At 67.3% G+C, this 17,513-nt stretch carries 13 protein-coding genes; 3 read left to right on the plus strand and 10 right to left on the minus strand.

All coding sequences use genetic code 11. The annotated features are described in order from the left end of the window. Positions 1–26: 26 nt before the first annotated feature. The 6 genes from ACL9RL_RS11285 to ACL9RL_RS11310 form a co-directional block, all read right to left on the minus strand. A complete protein-coding gene (locus ACL9RL_RS11285; RefSeq protein WP_422780350.1) occupies positions 27–1,160 on the minus strand; it encodes a FecCD family ABC transporter permease in 1,134 nt (377 codons plus the stop codon). After that, positions 1,157–2,302 (minus strand): FecCD family ABC transporter permease, encoded by a 1,146-nt coding sequence (locus ACL9RL_RS11290; RefSeq protein ID WP_422780351.1) that lies wholly within the window; start codon positions 2,300–2,302, stop codon positions 1,157–1,159. Before ACL9RL_RS11290 ends, ACL9RL_RS11285 begins: the two co-directional genes overlap by 4 nt. Next, a complete protein-coding gene (locus tag ACL9RL_RS11295; RefSeq protein ID WP_422780352.1) occupies positions 2,299–3,357 on the minus strand; it encodes an ABC transporter substrate-binding protein in 1,059 nt (352 codons plus the stop codon). Before ACL9RL_RS11295 ends, ACL9RL_RS11290 begins: the two co-directional genes overlap by 4 nt. 154 nt (positions 3,358–3,511) lie before the next feature. Further along, complete coding sequence (locus ACL9RL_RS11300) at positions 3,512–4,354, minus strand: AraC family transcriptional regulator (RefSeq protein ID WP_422780353.1); 843 nt, start codon at positions 4,352–4,354, stop codon at positions 3,512–3,514. A gap of 57 nt (positions 4,355–4,411) precedes the next feature. Next, positions 4,412–6,715, minus strand: coding sequence for a heavy metal translocating P-type ATPase (locus tag ACL9RL_RS11305; RefSeq protein ID WP_422780354.1), 2,304 nt, complete (start codon positions 6,713–6,715; stop codon positions 4,412–4,414). Further along, complete coding sequence (locus tag ACL9RL_RS11310) at positions 6,712–6,906, minus strand: hypothetical protein (protein WP_422780355.1); 195 nt, start codon at positions 6,904–6,906, stop codon at positions 6,712–6,714. Before ACL9RL_RS11310 ends, ACL9RL_RS11305 begins: the two co-directional genes overlap by 4 nt. 1,158 nt (positions 6,907–8,064) lie before the next feature. On the opposite strand from ACL9RL_RS11310, the gene ACL9RL_RS11315 reads away from it, so the two are divergent. Next, positions 8,065–8,652 carry a hypothetical protein gene (locus tag ACL9RL_RS11315; RefSeq protein ID WP_422780356.1) on the plus strand — a complete coding sequence of 196 codons (588 nt, stop codon included), beginning with the start codon at positions 8,065–8,067 and terminating at the stop codon, positions 8,650–8,652. On the opposite strand, the gene ACL9RL_RS11320 is transcribed toward ACL9RL_RS11315, so the two are convergent. From ACL9RL_RS11320 to ACL9RL_RS11335, 4 genes are all read right to left on the minus strand, one after another. Beyond that, positions 8,597–9,952, minus strand: a complete 1,356-nt coding sequence (locus ACL9RL_RS11320) for an acyltransferase family protein (protein ID WP_422780357.1) — start codon at positions 9,950–9,952, stop codon at positions 8,597–8,599. The genes ACL9RL_RS11315 and ACL9RL_RS11320 overlap by 56 nt on opposite strands. Before the next feature lie 214 nt (positions 9,953–10,166). Further along, the gene (locus tag ACL9RL_RS11325) at positions 10,167–10,847 is read right to left on the minus strand and encodes a response regulator (protein WP_422780358.1); all 681 of its coding nucleotides are present in this window, start codon (positions 10,845–10,847) and stop codon (positions 10,167–10,169) included. Continuing rightward, positions 10,844–12,070, minus strand: coding sequence for a sensor histidine kinase (locus ACL9RL_RS11330; RefSeq protein ID WP_422780359.1), 1,227 nt, complete (start codon positions 12,068–12,070; stop codon positions 10,844–10,846). Before ACL9RL_RS11330 ends, ACL9RL_RS11325 begins: the two co-directional genes overlap by 4 nt. A gap of 170 nt (positions 12,071–12,240) precedes the next feature. Continuing rightward, the gene (locus ACL9RL_RS11335; protein ID WP_422780360.1) at positions 12,241–12,693 is read right to left on the minus strand and encodes a carboxymuconolactone decarboxylase family protein; all 453 of its coding nucleotides are present in this window, start codon (positions 12,691–12,693) and stop codon (positions 12,241–12,243) included. A 133-nt stretch (positions 12,694–12,826) separates the two neighbouring features. Between ACL9RL_RS11335 and ACL9RL_RS11340 the strand changes: the two genes are divergently transcribed. Continuing rightward, complete coding sequence (locus ACL9RL_RS11340; RefSeq protein WP_422780361.1) at positions 12,827–13,720, plus strand: sigma-70 family RNA polymerase sigma factor; 894 nt, start codon at positions 12,827–12,829, stop codon at positions 13,718–13,720. A gap of 325 nt (positions 13,721–14,045) precedes the next feature. Beyond that, a complete protein-coding gene (locus ACL9RL_RS11345; RefSeq protein WP_422780362.1) occupies positions 14,046–17,489 on the plus strand; it encodes an Ig-like domain repeat protein in 3,444 nt (1,147 codons plus the stop codon). Positions 17,490–17,513 lie beyond the last annotated feature (24 nt).

Below are 17,513 nucleotides of genomic sequence, written 5' to 3' on the forward strand. Positions count from 1 at the left end.
CAGGCGGGTCCGGCTGGCTGCCAGCGTCATGCGCGCCGCGCGTACTGTGCGGCGAGCAGCCAGGCCAGATACAAGCCGCCGACGGAGACCGTGACGACGCCGACCGGCACCATCACGAACTGCGCGACCATGTCGGAGACGACCACGAGGGCCGCACCCGTCAACATGACCGGCACCGTCCCCATCGGCGTGTTCGACCGGATGAGCCGCTGGCAGATCTGCGGAGCGGCGAGCGCGATGAACGAGATCGGCCCGGCTGCCGCTGTGACGAGCGCCACGAGCGCGACGCCGAACACCATCGCCGCCAGTCTCGTGCGCCCCGGGCTGATGCCCAGGGCGGTCGCCGCGTCGTCGCCCATCTCCAGCACCGGGAGCGTGCGGTTCAACGGCAGCGCACCGAACATGACGATGGCGAACACGATCGTCGCCGGGATGAGCTGATCGAACCCGAGGGAGGCGAGCGAACCGGCGCCCCACGTGGCTGCCATCATCGCCTTCTCGACGCTGACGGTGATGAGGATCCACGACGTGAGCGAACCGAGTCCGGCGGAGACGCCGATGCCGACGATGATGAGGCGGAACGAGGACATGGTGTTCTTGTTCGCGAGCACGTAGACGAGCAACGCCGTGACGAGGCCGCCGATGAGCGCACCGGCCGCCTTGTACATGTAGGTGTTGAGTTCCAGCACGACCATCGTGAGCGTCACGCCGAACTGCGCCCCGATGCCGAACCCGATGATGTCCGGTGAGCCGAGCGGATTGCGGGTGAGCGACTGGAAGATGCCGCCGGCGAGTGCAAGTGCCGCGCCGCACAGCACCGCGAAGAGGACGCGCGGCAGCCGCCATTCGAACACGACCTGACGCAGATCCGGGTCGGAGGACGGGTCGACGATGGCCCGGAGGACCTCGGTGAAGCTCACCTCGTACGCGCCGAGCGTCATGGCGACGAGGCCGGCGACGACGATGACCACAACGAGCACGGCGCAGACGACGACGGATCTGACCGGGATGAGGGTGGCGATGCGCGCCGTGTCGATGCGGAGGAACCGCCGCCCGAAATCGACGGTCAGGTGCTCTGCCGCCGCGTGCGGCGCCGTGGGTCGTCCGGTGTCGTTCGTGGCGGAGCGCTTCGCCGCATCCGACCGTTCGTCGATGATCACAGTCCGCTCACCTGCTTCCGGCGTACGAGTGCGATCAGGACGGGGGCGCCGAGGAGTCCCGTGACGATGCCGACGCGGAGCTCGCTGTTCGGGAGGACGACGCGTCCGAGGATGTCGGCGAGCAGTAGGAAGATCGGCCCGATGACGATCGAGTAGCCGATCACCCAGCGTTGGTCGGGTCCCGTGAACCATCGGACCATGTGCGGGATCATGATGCCGACGAACGCGATGGGGCCCGCCGCCGCGACGCTTGTGCCGGCGAGGAGGGTGACGGCGACGATCACCACGACCCTCGTCACCCGGATGCGTGCGCCGAGGGACTGGGCGAGGTCGTCGCCGAGCGCGAGCGCGTTCAGCGAGCGGGCGCTCACCATGCCGAGCACCAGACCGGCCGCGATGAGCGGGAGCGCCCAAGCGAGCTGTTCGAGCGAGCGTCCGCCGATCGAGCCGACGCCCCAGAAGCGCATGATGTCGAGGGTGCTGTGGTTCTGCAACACGATCGCCGTGGTGAATCCAGTGAACGCCGCGCCGAGGGCGACCCCCGCGAGGGTGAGCTTCATCGGCGTCGCGCCCGATTGGCCGAAGGAGCCGAGGGCGTAGACGAGCACGGTCAGGACGAGCGCGCCGCCGAGCGCGAACGGGACGTACGAGCCAGGCGTAGTGAGCCCGAGGACCCCCACCGCGAAGGTCACCGCGAACGATGCGCCGGCATTGACGCCGAGGATCCCCGGGTCCGCGAGCGGGTTGCGGGTGAAAGCTTGGATGAGGGCGCCGCAGACGGCGAGCGCCGCCCCGACGGCGATGCCGAGGATCGTGCGGGGCAGTCGGAGCTGTTGCACCATGAGGTGGAGCGGGTTCGCGTCGTCGTAGGCCGTGAGCGCGTGCAGGACGGTCATCGGATCGATGGCGCGGTTCCCGATGGCGAGCGATGCGACGGCCACGAACACCAGGAGGATGCCAGCGACGATCAGCCCGGCCACCCGCGCTCCGGTGCGGCGCGGGGCGTCGCCGGAGATCCGACGACGCCCCGCACCGGCATCTGCTGCGCCGGTGTGCGGTGCACCGGTGTTCGAGGCGTCGGCGACGACACCGGTCACCGGCGTGGCCGGCGACGCGGTCCGTCCGGACACCTCGGGCGTCACTTGCCGGTGATGGTCGGCTTGCCCTGCAGCGCGGCTGCGAGGTCGTCGACGTACTTCGGGAGGATGTACTTGAGCGAGAGCACGGTCGGTGCGCTGATGGCTGAGGCTTCAGCATCGTCGCCGTAGATCACGTACGAGTTCGCGGCGATGGGCTCCCAGCGCGAGACGATCTTGTTCTCGACGGTGGAGGTGCCGTCCGCTGCGGTGCTGCCCCATGCCGCGAAGAGGTCCGCCTGCACGTCGTAGAGCTTCTCCAGGCTGACGCCGGTGTACCAGTTGTCGCCCTCTGCGGACTTCAGGAAGCCGTCCATCGCCGTGGTGGAGGTGAACCCGAGCGCCTCGGTGATGCGGACGCGTCCGTCGTATTTGAGGTAGACGCCGAGGTCGGTGCCGCCCTCGTCGAGGGTGAGGCCCCAGACGAACGACTTCCCCTTGAACTCGGGATGTGCTGCGGCGAGCGAGGAGACCATCCCCTCGGTCTCGCTGATGAGCTCCTCAGCCTTCTCGTCCTCCCACATCGCCTTGCCGATGGTGCGGGTCATGTTCTCCCAGGTGCTCGGGTTCCAGGGGCCCTCGATGTACGGAACGGTCGGTGCGATCTCGGTCAGGCGCTTGTACTCGATGTCCGTGATGCCGGAGTAGAGGCCGAGGATGAGGTCGGGCTTGAGCGCTTTGATGGCCTCGTAGTTCGGGCCTTCTTCCGCGTACGGGATGATCTCGGGGGTGTCGCCGTACTCCTTGGTCACGAAGTCCTTGAACCAGGGCTGGAAGCCGCTGTCATCCGCACCCCAGACCTTCTCGACGCCGACGGGGTTGACGCCGAGCGCTGCGACGACGTCAGGGGTCATCCAGCTGAGGGCGACGATGCGCTTGGGCTTGGCCGGGATGACGGTCTCACCGTGGGCGTGTTCGATGACCACGCCGTCGGTGGAGGTCTTGGCTGCGGTTTCGGCGCCGGTGGGGCTGCATCCGGTGATCGCGAGGACGGCGGCGAGGGCGACGGCGACGAGCGCTGAAACTCTGCCGGTCTGCTGGCGCGCATGGGCGTGCGGCATGGTGCTCCTTTGGAGGGTGGGGGAAGGTGCCGCAACCGTGCGGCGCAGAAGTTAGGTAAACCTCACCTAACAGAACGATGCTACGGGCGGACGTGCGTCGAAAGTGTCGCGGAATGGACGACTTGTGTCTCGATCCCGACACCGATCGGGTCGGTCAGCGCCAGTAGAGGTGATGCGCGGAGTCCGCCTGCACCCGCGCGACGTGCTGCCTGGGCGTGATGCCGAAGCGATCCTTGAACGCGGCGGAGAATGCGCTCGTCGTGGCGTATCCGCAGCGGTTCGCAGCGGCCCCGACCGGGGTGCCGTCGACGATGAGCCTCGCGGCGAGCGTCATCCGGACACCCGTCCGCCACTGGCCGAAGCTCATCCCGATGTCGCTGTTGAACACGCGCAGCACCGTGCGCTCGTGGAGACCGTGCGCGGCGAAGAGCTCACGCGCGGTCCGGGTGTCCCCCGGATCGGCGAGAACCGTCTGCACCAGGATGCGGACACGCTCGTCGGCCGGCAGCGGCACCTCTCCCCACCCCTCCAACGCCTCAGGCGCCGGTTGCTGGAGGAGTTCGATCAGGACCGATTGGATGCGGATGCGGAGGCCGTCCGGCATGTCGTTGATGCCGAGGTGCAGCAGCATCTCCTGTGCTGCGCGCGGCACGAGCACCCGGGTGATCTCCGACACCGCAGTGATCAACGCCTGGTCCGGGATGTAGGTGTAGCACCCGGTGGAGTCGCGTTCATGTCGTGTGGTGTGCGGGGTGCCCGCCGGGATCCAGACACCCTGTCCTGGCGCGAGGCGCCACATCGCGTCCTGCAGGTAGACCCACACGGTGCCCCGGTAACACCAGGCGAGCATCGCATCGGGATGGGTGTGCGGCGGCGAGAGCGGACGGGTGTGTCCGTCATCGCCGGTGACGACGCCCGTGCCCATCAGGTAGGGCGGTTTGACCGTCGAAGCGTACGCCTCACTGGCGTCCCAATCTGCCTGACGATACGAGTTCATGTCCGCTTCAGCCTATCCCCGGAGGACTCGGCGGCCGAGCGCCCGGCCGCCGAGGTCTCAGCTCAGCGCTGTGCGGCTGGTCCTGGCTCCGCGCTCCTTCGCGACGCTCCGGAAACCGCGCAGGCGCAGGCTGTTGCCGACGACGAAGACGCTGGAGACGGCCATCGCCGCACCGGCGAGCATGGGGTTGAGCAGACCGAGGGCCGCGATGGGGATCGCCGCGACGTTGTACGCGAAGGCCCAGAACAGGTTCGTCTTGATGGTGCCGAGCGTCGTGCGGGACAGGCGGATCGCATCGACGGCGCTCCGCAGGTCGCCTCGGACGAGCGTGATGTCGGACGCCTCGATCGCGACGTCGGCACCGGTCCCCATGGCGAGGCCCAGGTCGGCCTGAGCGAGCGCGGGGGCGTCGTTGACACCGTCGCCGACCATCGCGACGACCTTGCCGTCTCGCTGCAGGCGCTTGACGACATCCACCTTGTCCGTCGGCAGGACTTCCGCGATGACCTCGTCGATGCCCACCTCGGCGGCGATGCGACGAGCGACAGCCTCGTTGTCCCCCGTGAGGAGGATCGGCGTCAGACCGAGCGTCTTGAAGTGAGCGATCGCCTCTGCGCTCGTCGGTTTGACGGTGTCGGCGACGACGAGGATGCCGCGCGCTCGTCCGTCCCAGCCGACGGCGACGACGGTCTTGCCCTCGCCCTCCGCAGTGGCCTTCAGCGCGGACAGCTCTCGACTCAGTTGCAACGACCACTCCGCAAGCAAGGAGGCCCGCCCGACGAGGACGGCGTGGCCGTCGACGACGCCCTGCACACCCTTGCCCTCGATGTTCGCAAATCCGTCAACGGTCGGCAGCGCGCCCGTCTCCTGGGTCGCACCCTTCGCGATCGCCTGGGCGATCGGGTGCTCAGAGGCGTCTTCGAGCGCGCCCGCCAAACGGAGCAGTTCCGCGCGGTCGCCTTCCGCCTCGGGGATCACGTCGACGAGCGTCATCCTGCCGGTCGTGACGGTGCCGGTCTTGTCGAGCACAACGGTGTCGACCTTGCGCGTCGATTCGAGGACCTCGGGTCCCTTGATGAGCACACCCATCTGCGCGCCGCGGCCGGTGCCGACGAGCAGCGCCGTCGGCGTCGCGAGCCCCAGGGCACACGGGCACGCGATGACCAGGACGGCGACGGCAGCCGTGAACGCGGCGCTCACCGGGAATCCGGCGCCCAACCAGCCGCCGAGCGCCATGACCGCGATGACGATCACGATCGGGACGAAGACGCCGGAGATCCGGTCGGCGAGGCGCTGGACCTCGGCCTTGCCGGTCTGGGCGTCCTCCACGAGCTTCGCCATCTGCGCCAGCTGCGTGTCCGATCCAATGCGCGTGGCGCGGATCACCAGACGTCCGCCGGCATTCGTCGTGGCACCCGTGACGGCATCGCCGGCAGCGACCTCGACCGGCACGGCTTCACCGGTCAGCATCGACGCGTCGACGGCGGAGGTGCCGGAGACGACGACGCCGTCGGTGGCGATCTTCTCCCCCGGGCGCACGACGAACTCGTCCCCCACCCGCAGGTCCTCGACGGCGATCTTCGTCTCGACTCCCCCGCGCAGGACGGCGACGTCCTTCGCGCCGAGTTCGAGCAGCGCACGGAGTGCTGCCCCGGCCTGTTTCTTGGACCGTTTCTCGAAGTAGCGGCCGGCGAGGATGAACATCGTCACCCCTGCGCCGACTTCGAGGTAGATGTTGGACGCGCCGTCGGAGGGCGCGAGCGTGAATTCGAAGGGGTGGGTCATCCCCGGGACGCCGGCAGTGCCGAAGAACAGCGCGTACAACGACCAGAGGAAGGCGGCGGAGGTGCCGAGCGAGATGAGCGTGTCCATCGTGGCCGCGCCGTGCTTGAGGTTCGCCCACGCCGCCCGGTGGAACGGCCAGGCGCCCCACACGATGACCGGGGCCGCGAGCGCGAGCGACGCCCACTGCCAGTACGTGAACTGCAGGACCGGGATCATCGACATCAGGATCACGGGGACGGTCAGGACGATCGAACCGATCAGGCGGGTGCGCAGTGATTGCAGCTCCGGGTCCGTCGCAGACCCGTCGCCGGAAGCGTCGTCGCCGCGGGCCGTGCGCTTGGGCGACGGCAGCACGGCGGTGTAGCCGGTCTTCTCGACCTCGGCGATGAGCACGGCGGGGTCGTAGCCGTCCGGCACGGTGACCTTGGCCTTCTCGGTGGCGTAGTTGACGGTCGCCGTGACGCCGTCGAGCTTGTTGAGCTTCTTCTCGATCCGCATCGCGCAGGACGCGCAGGTCATCCCGCCGATCTCCAGTTCGACGCCGCTGTCGGCGTTCGCCGGGGCTGAGGTGCTCATCGGGTCCCTTCGCTTCCGTGGCCGTCCATCGATCCGTGGTCGGGGGCAGGCGTGTGGCCATCGGTCGTTGTGCTGTGCGTCCAGTCGGTGACGACGCTCTCGGGGACGACGACCCGCGCGATCCCGAATGCCGCGCCGAAGGCGACCACCAGGCCGAGTCCGTAGAGCACGAGGCGTGTGCTGGTCTTCATGGCCCTCTTTCCGCTCACCGGTACCCCTACCAGGTACCTGCACAACACAACGGTATACCCCTTGGGGGTATTCCGCGAACGTGACGGAGTTTCATCGAGTTGCGAGGCTCGCGCTCAGCCCGCATCGCCGGATCGCGCCGAGAACTCCTCCGCAAGGAGTTGGGCTGCTCCAGCGGGCTGAACTCGAGGACCGGTCGCTCTGCGACCCAGCCGACGCCCAACGCTCGAACGAGATTGCCAGTCGATGAGCTCCTCTGTCGTCGACAGCAGCAACTTAACGAACACCCGGTGACGAACACCCGGTGGTGGGACTGAATCTACGAGAAGTCGCCATGACACACCGTGCTCTTCGTGCACTGCGCCTGAAACTGCTTGTTCGCGGCCACGTTTCCCCACGGCACGCTCCCGGAAGTCCCGGCAGGGCCAGCATTTCCGATGCCGTACCACGCTGCCCATGTCCCAAACTCGCCTCCGTTGTAGCCTCGGTAGTAGCCGAGCCCGTTTCCGGCGGCGCGCTGGTCAAATCCCCAGGCCGTATTGAAGGAGTAGGTGGCACGGGCGCTGTCATCCCACCCGATGAACGAACCGCCCGTGAACGCGCGTGAAAAACCAGCGCTGGTCGAACTTCAGGCATACGAGCTGGTAGACGCCCCGAGTGGTTCCACGCCTCCGATCTCCTGCAGCGAACCGCTGTCCTCACCAGCGCGATGCTGAGCAATACGCTCCTGGAGTTCCTGCTCGGTCATACCCCCTGGCAAGCTCCCGTCCGCGTTCGCGATGACAACCAATGTCTCCGGAGCGATTGGCCCGGTGGGATAGAACATCCCACCTGCCCCAGGATCCGCATCCGACCCGTTCACGATGATGTAGCCGGCGTCATCCGCGGCACGAGCACCTTTCACTTCACTCCAACGAGTGATGCCCACATCGGACGACTCGGCGGAGGCCGCACCGCCCCCAAGACACACAACAACCCCTGCAGTGAAGGCAACGACACACAGTCCGATTACTCGACGCATCTCAATCTCCTTTGATCGGGCGTTCCCGAGCGGCAACGCTCAGCAACCGTCTGCGCTTTCACATTGTTTTAATCAATGATCAAAACTTCTGGAGTTTGAGTACCTCAAGCGGGTAACGTGAGCGGCCAGGAGGATGAGCATGGCAATCTATGCGGCACATCGATGGTGGTTATGGGGCGGGAGCGCCCTCGTCGCGTCGACCGTTCTCGAGTTCACCTTTCCCGCGTACTTGACCGATCGCGCGCTCCTGAGCGGCATTGTGTTGGGGCTCGGTCTCTTCTGCTTCAGCTTCGGCGGCGGCGTTGCGCAGAACGTCTTCGGTGGAGCGCTACCAGGCACGATCGCAACAGGACTCCTCGGCGGCTGGTCCATCGCGAATGGACTGCTCACGATGGGCGCGCCGGGATGGGTCACTGTGACGAATACTCCCGAGGCAGGAGTGATCACGGGCTTCGCCCGCATTGCGGTGCTGCTCGTCATCGTCCTGCAACTCGGACGCAACGAACGATTGAATCGAAGATGGCGGTGGACTCCGCTCTGGGCGGTCTGCATCGAAGCTGCTGGTTGGGTCGTCACGCAGGTCGTACTCGTGAACTCGTTCGGTACCACTGGCCCGGAGATCCTCGCCGTCACGGCTTGGGCCGGATTCATCAACGCGGCCGTTCCGATCTTCATCGGAGTCTTGGGAATCCTTGCGTCGCAGGTCGCCGCCCGGAACGAACACTGAGCAGACCCGACACGAGGCCGGACTCCTGCTGAGCGGTTCGTTCCAGCACCCCGGCGAGCGCCAGCGCCGCCACGAACATCCCCAACGCCATGACCGCACCGGCCAGCGAGATCCCCGTCACCAGGAGCACCAGCACGGCTCCGGCACCGGCGACCACCGCGAACGCGACTCGCACCCGCACTCGTGGGGACGTCCCGAGCGAGGACGGTGCGACCTTGCGCATCTCGAAACGTCCGAGGCAGGCAGCCACCGGGAGAACCGCGATTCCCACCGCGAGCAGCCAGATCGGTCGGGTCGCCCACCATCCTGCGCTCAGTGGTTCCGGAAGCGGCAGGTGCACAACGGCGTTCAGGACGAGCAGACCGGCAGCGAGCACGATGATGACCGGCATGTGCCACAGGTACACGGTCATAGAGCGGGCGCCCAGCGCATCGACGACGGCACCGATTCGCGGCCGTTCGGCAGCGAGCCGCAACCGGTCGCGCAGGAGTGTGAACAGCATCAGCTGAGCCGCTCCGAGCACGATGAGACAGATCGTCGGCGGATTGAGGTTGTTGAGCATATCGACGGAGTACGGCCCCAGCATCGTGAGCAACAGCAGCCCAAGCAACGAGCCGGCCATGATCGACACTCTGGACCGCATCGACAGTGCGTCGAAGCGCCCGTCTGCGAGCCAGAAACCGAGCTGCTGCACGGCAAGCCACACGAACACGAGGTTGAGGAATCCGATCCCCTCGATCCCGGTGCCGAAACGCAGGACGTCGACGGCGACGGCCGCAGCGATCAGCGAAGCGAGCGTCAGCACCGGCCGCTTGCCATGTGCAGCCACGAGCACCGGCACGAAGGCCGAACACAGCACGTACACACCCAGGAACCAGAGCGGTTGGCTGATGCGGAATCCCGCAACGGCGATGAGATCGGCAGGGACCCCGAGTGCGGTCATCGCAGCAAGCCCGATCGCCACTGCGACGATCACCACAACCGCCGGCACGAGCAGGCGATGCAACCGCGAGACCACGTAGTCGCTCGCGCTGTGCCCGCGCTCGCGCATCCGGGTCCACTGTGTGTGACTGGAGAATCCGCCGACGAGGAAGAACAGCGGCATCACCTGGAGCACCCAGGTGACGGGCGCGAACCAGTCCTGATGTTCGAGGGCGTTGCCGAGCGCGAATCCGCTCGGTCCGACGCTGATGCCGACCATCATCGAGTGCAGGCCCACCACAATGACGAGCAGAACCGCTCGCACGAGATCGATGCTGCGATCGCGATGCGGCGATGTCGCCCCGGCGCTGAACGTCATGATGGCCCTTCCGCACCGCGGCGCTTCCGGGGTGCGGAGGGAGCTTATGAACGCGGTTACGACCAGGGCACCACCCCCGAGAGCCATTCCGCGCTCCCTCCCCGGTAGGGGTCAGGACTGCAGGAGTCGGCGATAAGAAGGGCAGCCGAGCACCAGCAACGCAGCGGCAGCAGAGCAGCACAGCAGCACAGCAGCACAGCAGCACAGCCGCAGTTCAGCGAGCGGGCTCGACCAGCCCAGTGTCGTACGCGAGCACCACGGCCTGCACCCGGTCGCGGAGGTTCAGCTTGGTGAAGATCTTGCTCACGTGGGTCTTGACGGTCTGCTCGGCGATGAACAGCTCTCCCGCGATCTCGGAGTTCGACAGGCCACGGCCGATCAGGACGAGGACCTCCCGTTCTCGTTCGGTGAGCCCGTTGAGTTCGCTTGCGCGTCGGGCTGGCGCCTGCCGCGCGGTGGAGGCGGTGAAGGTCTCGATGAGCCGCTTCATCACACGAGGAGCGATCAGCGCGTCGCCGGACGCGACCACCCGCACCGCATGGATGAGGTCCTCCGGTGGCGCGTCCTTCAGGAGGAACCCGCTCGCGCCGGCCCGGAGGGCGTCGTGCACGTATTCGTCGATGTCGAACGTCGTCAGCACGAGGACGAGCGGCGTGTACGGGTCGCCCTTCGACGGTGTGGTGAGCTCGCGGGTGGCGTCGATGCCATTCATCACGGGCATCCGTACGTCCATCAGCACAACGTCGGGCCGCAGCGATCGGCCGAGTGCGACCGCCTCGGCCCCGTCGGAGGCCTGTCCGATGACGCGGAGGCCGTCCTGGGAGTCGAGGATCGCTGCGAAGCCGGCCCGCACCATCGCCTGATCGTCGACGATGAGGATGGTGGTGTCGCTCATGGAGCCTCCGATGTTGCGGGGACGGGCAGGTGCGCGGACACCAGAAAACCGCCGGCTTCCGTCGGTCCGTGTTCCAGTCTGCCGTTCACGAGCAGCACGCGCTCCCGCATCCCGACGAGTCCGTGCCCGCCGACACGCGCGGCAGCCTCCGTCGGCTTGGTCTGATCCCGCGACGCGTCGTTCTCGACGACGATGTCGACGGCCGCGGCGCTCCTCGTCACCACAACGAGCGCCGGAGCCCCTGGAGCATGGCGGACCGCGTTGCTCAGTGATTCCTGCACGATGCGATACGCCGCGAGCCCGACCGACGCCGGCGGCGGCGCGTCTCCATCGCTCACCGACCACTGCAACGACACGGAGACGCCAGAGGACGCCATCGATTCGACGAGGGCCGGGATGTCCGCCAACCCGGGTTGCGGTCCGAGGCCGGGGCTCGCGTCCTCGTTGCGCAGCACACCGAGCAGCTGACGCATCTCGGACAGCGCACCACGCGCGGTCGCTCCGATCCCGTCGAATTCGGCCGCGGCGGCCGCATCGAGCTCTGGCATCCGGTATTTCGCCGACGATGCCTGCACCTGGATGACGGAGAGCCCGTGGGCGACGACGTCGTGGAGTTCACGTGCGATGCGGTTGCGTTCCTCCATCAGCTCGCGACGGACCTGTTCCGCCGCGGTGACCCGTCGCTCGCGTTCCAGCTGGGCTCTGATGCGGGTCCGCTGCGCGAGCAGGAGCGCGATCGAGAGCAGTCCGGCCGAGATAGCGGTGAACGGGACGGCCGATGCGAGCGATTCCTCGAAGCGGCCGAACCGCTCCGGGGTGAAGCCGACGACGGCGATGACGCTCGCGACGGACAGGAACCAGGCACCGGTCGCGACCCGCCAGGTGGAGAAGAACGCGAGGACCACGATGACGGCGATCTGGCCGAGGATCGAGGTCACCGCGACGGGCCACGGTGCGCCGGTCACGCCGATGCTCAACACCGGGAGCGAGACGAATGACACCAGCGACGTCGCCACCGCGAGCTTCGGCCGCACTGCAGCCAGCGGGATCGATGCGGCTTGCAGGAGCCCGAAGACGAACGCGATGACGACGGGGACCCCGTAGATGACTGAATTGACCGGGATCGAAACCGATGCGAGGATCACGGCGAGCGCGGCGAGGACCGCCCATACGCGCACCGTCGGGCGGCGGTCGCTGGGTTCGGTCCGGGTGGATTCGCGCATGGTGTCCTCCCACTCTGGCACGGTCGTCGACGAAGCGTATGCCACCCCGAGCCCTCCGCACATCACTCCGCGGAGCTGTCCGCCCCCTACCGTGGAAGGACCCCATCGCCGGCAGCGTCTCCGAGGTCCCCGCCGCGGCCAGGTGACGACGGGCGCCGGATCAGCCCGCGCTACGCACGCGTCCCGCTTCCGCCGACCGGGTAGTGGCTCTGGATCGCGATGCGGTTCCAGGCGTTCATCAGGATCGCCAACCAGGTCAGCGCCGAGCGTTGCTCCGCGTTCAACACGGCACCGTACAACTCCTCCTGCGTACGCCGAGGCAATCCGGTGACGTCCTCGGCCAGGGCGAGACCGGCCTGTTCCTCCGGCGTGAAGTACTGCGACTCCCACCAGGCGGCCACAACAGCGAGCCGGTCCGTGCTCTCACCGAGGGCGAGCGCGTCCCGCGTGTGCATCCTGAGGCAGAACGCGCATCCGTTCAGCTGCGAGACGCGGATCTTCACGAGTTCCACGAGTTTCGCCTCCAGTCCGGCCGTCGTCACCGCCTCGTTCACGGCGGTGTCGAAATCGGTGATCTTCCGGTAGACGGCGGGGTGCTGCTTGCCGAGGTTGACGTGGGTCATGTGTGCTCCTTTGTGCGTTGAAGAATGGCCTTCACTGTGTAGACGACGGAGCGACTGCCGGTGTCAGGTCGGCATCGGAACTCGTTCTGCAGGGCGATCAAGACGGCATCGGAAATCAGCCATCATGGAACTCATGACGAATGGGACGCCGGTTGCAGGTCTGGATCGAGATCGTCTTGTGGGGCTGGCGTATCGGATGCTCGGCACCGTCGCGGATGCCGAGGACGCCGTGCAGGAGGCATTCGTGCGCTGGTACCGGCTCGACGAGGGATCGCGCGCGGCCATCGGCAATCCCATCGGATGGTTCGCGAAGACGACCAGCCGAATCTGCCTCGACGTGCTCAAGAGCGCGCCACGGCGTCACGGCCAGTACGTCGGCCCGTGGCTCCCCGAGCCCGTCCCGGATGCTCGATTTCGCGCCGGTTCCGCACTGGATGCGCAGGATCCGGCCGAGCGGGCGATCGTCTCCGAGTCGGTGAGCATGGCTCTCCTGGCGGTGATGGAGGTCATGACGCCGGCGGAGCGTGTGGCGTTTGTGCTGCGCGACGTGTTCGACTATTCAGCCGCTGACATCGCGGAGGTGCTCGATCGATCACCTGGCGCCGTCCGCCAGCTCGCGACCTCTGCTCGTGCCAGGATCGCGGATCGGGATCCTGTTCCGGGACCGGGGAACGCGCGGCTGTCGGCCGCCTTCCAGCGAGCGGCGACCTCCGGCGACGTGGCAGCGTTGGTGCAGCTCCTGCACCCGGAGGTCACACTCCGCTCCGATGGCGGAGGTGTCGTTCGTGCTGCGTTGAACACGATCTCCGGTGCGGCGAAGGTCGCCCGATTCATCGTCGGCGTCCTGGAGCGTCAGCCCAGCACCACACTCGTGGTGCGGCAAGCGGAAGCAGGAACGGTGCTGACCTTCAACCGGGACGGCCTCGTCAGCGGTGTTCTGGAATTGGTCGATGACGCCGATGAGGTGACGGAGGTCCTCATCCAGTGGAACCCGCACAAACTGCGGCTGTGGAACGAGGCGATCTGACCGTCCGCGCAACCGGTGTCGGATTCGCCTGGACTTTGTTGGATCAGCTCTCCAAATCGGTCCCCGAGCGCCACCAGAGCCTCTGAATCACGGCAGAATCCGAATTTCGCGGACTCGCGTCGGCGTGTGAAGCCGCTGTGAAGCTTGTGTTACGGCTCCGTTTCCCGGGCCGTCTCGACCCGTCGCGGGCGTGTTCTTTCACATAGTGTCGATATTGAGGAAGTTCACAGCTTTCTGCTTCCAACCCTGTCATCACCCGTGAGTGCGGCTTTTCCCGACCGACCGCGCTCGCGATTTCCCCTGCCATTTTCCAGCTAGGAGAACTATGCCCAAGCGCATATCGACAGCACGACGCATTGCGATTTCGGTCGCATTCTGCCTGACCCCCGCCATTTCCCTCGGGGTCGCGCCCGCAGCATTCGCGATCCCGATCCAAGCCGCGCCGGCTGCGGTCGCATCCGGCGACGACTGGTCCGTCGAGGAGGCGCCTGGCGGGTACCTCGTCACCCTGCGGCTCGACGAGCCGCTGCCGATGGTGAGCGATGCCCCGACGCTCATCGTGGACGGGAAGCCCATCGGCCTCGCCACGGAATCGGACGATCTGCTCTCCCTGTCGGTCGTCACCGCCGACTCGTCCGTGGTCAATGCGACCAGCGTCGAGAAGGGCTGGGCGAGCGGCGACACCGAGAAGGCGCAGGAAATCGATTCCGTCCCCGCGACTCCGGCAGAGCCTGAGAACACGACCCTGCAGAAGCAGATGCGGCTCCTCGCTCCTGCTGCGGCGGACGCACCGGACCCCGCTGATCTCGGACCGTTCAGTGTGACCGAGGCCGAGTACGACTTCGGCGATCAAGCGGTTCCATTGGCCGCGATCGGCGGGATCCGCGGTGAGGTCACCGGCAAGATGTACCTGAGCAGCGCAACCGGCACGAGGCCGGTCGTGGTGCTCCTGCACGGTCGACACACCTCCTGTTCCGGCGCGGGTGCGAACCCGCTGCGTTGGCCGTGTGGTCCGACGCAGATGAACATCCGCAGCTATCTCGGGTACGAGGGAACCGCGCGGGCGCTCGCCACCAACGGTTACAACGTGCTGTCGATCGCCGCGAACTCGGTCAACTCCAACGACAACCAGCTCGCCCTCGACTACGGCGCACAGGCGCGTGGTCAGCTCATCCTGGACACCCTGACGATGCTGCAGCAGGCGAACGCCGGCACTCCGGTCAGCTTTGATGACATCACCACCGCAACCGCGACGGTCCCGAGCACAACGACCACTCGCACGCTCGATGAAGCCCTCGTCCGCGCCACGACCCGCACGGATCAGCCCGCCGCCGCTTCAGGCGTGACGGCTGCATCGCTCGTCGGCCGGTTCGACGTCTCGCACGTCGGCATCATGGGCCACTCGCGTGGAGGTGAAGGCGTTGTGTCCGCTGCGACGCTGAACCAGGCGCTCGACAAGCCGTTCGGCATCGAAGCGGTGCTGCCGCTCGCGCCGGTCGACTTCGGTCGGATGACCCTGCCAGACGTTCCGACGTCGGTGTTCCTCCCCTACTGCGATGGCGACGTGTCGAACCAGCAGGGCCAGCACTTCATCGACGACTCGCGCAACGCCTTCGACGATGACGCCCTCCGTTCGGCTGTCTGGGTGATGGGCGCCAACCACAACTTCTTCAACACCGTGTGGACGCCTGGCATGTACCCGGCGGCGACCGGTGACGACTGGAGCGCGTCAGACCGCACCTCGACCTGTTCGACGTCCAACCCGACCAGGCTCACGGCGGCCCAGCAGTATCAGGTCGGTGTGTCGTACATGACCGGGTTCTTCCGCCTCACGATGGGTGGCGAGACGCAGTTCCAGTCGCTGTTCGACGGATCGGTCAAGCCGACGACCCCGCTCTCGACGTTCGCCGATGTCCGGGTCATGGCGTCGCAGCCGCAGAGCTCGACGTCGCTGATCGCGGACTTCACGAGCCAGAACTCACTCATCCGCACCTTCGGCGCAGCAACGGCGACGGTCTGCACGAACCTCACCGGCCGCACCGTGCCGCAGTCCCTCCCGTTCTGCGCGACGACCAAGGGGTCGGCGCAGGTGCCGCACTGGACGCCAGGCTCGTTCGCGCCGAACGTCCCCGAGTTCCCTGTGACCAGGCTGGTCTGGACCGGTGCGTCGACCACCAACCCGGCGACACCGAGCACCGGCGAACTGCGCGTCGGCCTGCCCACGAAGCAGCGCGATGTCTCCCGCTACTCCCAGCTCACGGTCAAGGCGGCGCCCGACGAGTCGGTTCCGACCGGGACTGACTTCACGATCACCGTCACCGACGGCGCCGGCGCCACCTCGTCCGTGCTCGCCTCCGCGGTCAATCCGCTCGCGGTCAACCGCATGCCCGGTGGGACGCACACGACGCTCAACAAGATCGTGCTGCAGCAGCTCACCATCCCCACAGCGAACCTGAGCGGAATCGACCTCACGGACGTCCGTGAGGTCTCGTTCAAGGCGGCGAACGGCGCCGATGGAACGGGGACCGGGGGCATCTACCTGTCCGATCTCGCCTTCGACTCCCCCGCAGTCGGAACCGCCGTCAACACCACCCGCACAACGGTCAACGTCGGTGCGACCTCGGTCGAGGAGGGCGATGGCCCCGGAACCGCCGACATCCCCGTCTTCCTCAGCCGCGCGGACAAGAATACCGTCACGGCGTACGTGAGTGTGCTCGGGTCGGCGACGGGCCGGGCCGGCATCGCGATGGAGAAGGTCGTCTTCGCACCGGGTGAGACGTGCAAGGCGGTGACCGTGCCGACGCTCGGCAACACGGTCGCATCGAACACGGCCAGCACGGCGTTCAAGGTCAGTGCGACGAACACGCAGCACGCCGTGATGGGTGCCGGCGCGTTCGCCAACCTCACCGTCCGTGAGGACGATGGGGTGACCGGCTCAGCGGTCGAGCTCCCGCCCGTCGGGGCACAGGGCGACGCGTGTACGGAACTCGCAGAGTCGCTCACCCCGCAGGAGCTGGCGACGACGGCGACCGATGTCGCCCCGTCCGCGTCGTTCACCGTCACGGCGAGCGGCTACCGCGCAGGCGAGTCCGTCGCGTTCGCGTTCGGCGGCGTCGACCAGGGCAGTGTCATCGCCGACAAGGACGGTGCAGCTGCGAAGGAGATCACCGTCGCGGAGGACGCAGCGCTCGGCACAACGGCTGCGACCGCGAAGGGTGCGGCAGCCGGTCGTCTCTCGACGGTCGACATCGCCGTGCTTGCACCGACCTCGACCACGGTGACGTTCTCGCCGGAGAAGCCAACGGCGGACGAGCCGGTGACCTTCGTCGCGACCGTGACCGGTACTGCCACCGGTACGATCACGTTCCTCGATGCGGCCGCTCCCCCGGCGTCCTCGGCGCGCGACGCCAAGGCTGCAGGTGACCCGATCGAGCTCGGCACGGCGGACCTCGTCGACGGGTCGGCGACGTTCTCGATCACGCTGCCGGCCGGATCGCACTCGGTCACGGCACGATTCGAGCGTTCCGAGACCGCCGGCTCATCGCTGTCGGATGCGTTGCTCTTCGATGTGACCGGTGACACCTCGACCGGTGGTCCAGGCACGCCGACCCCGACGGCGACCGCACCGGCCACGGCAGGCGGCACTACCTCCGGTGGCCCGCTCGCGAACACCGGTTTCGAGATCGCCGGCTGGATCATCGGCGCACTCGGTGTGCTCGCGATCGGCTCCGGACTCGTCTGGGGCGTTCGCCGCCGACGCGACGCCTAGCAGCACCATCCGCAATCCCCGCAG

It is taken from the genome of Plantibacter sp. Mn2098, assembly GCF_049319745.1.
GTDB lineage: Bacteria > Actinomycetota > Actinomycetes > Actinomycetales > Microbacteriaceae > Plantibacter.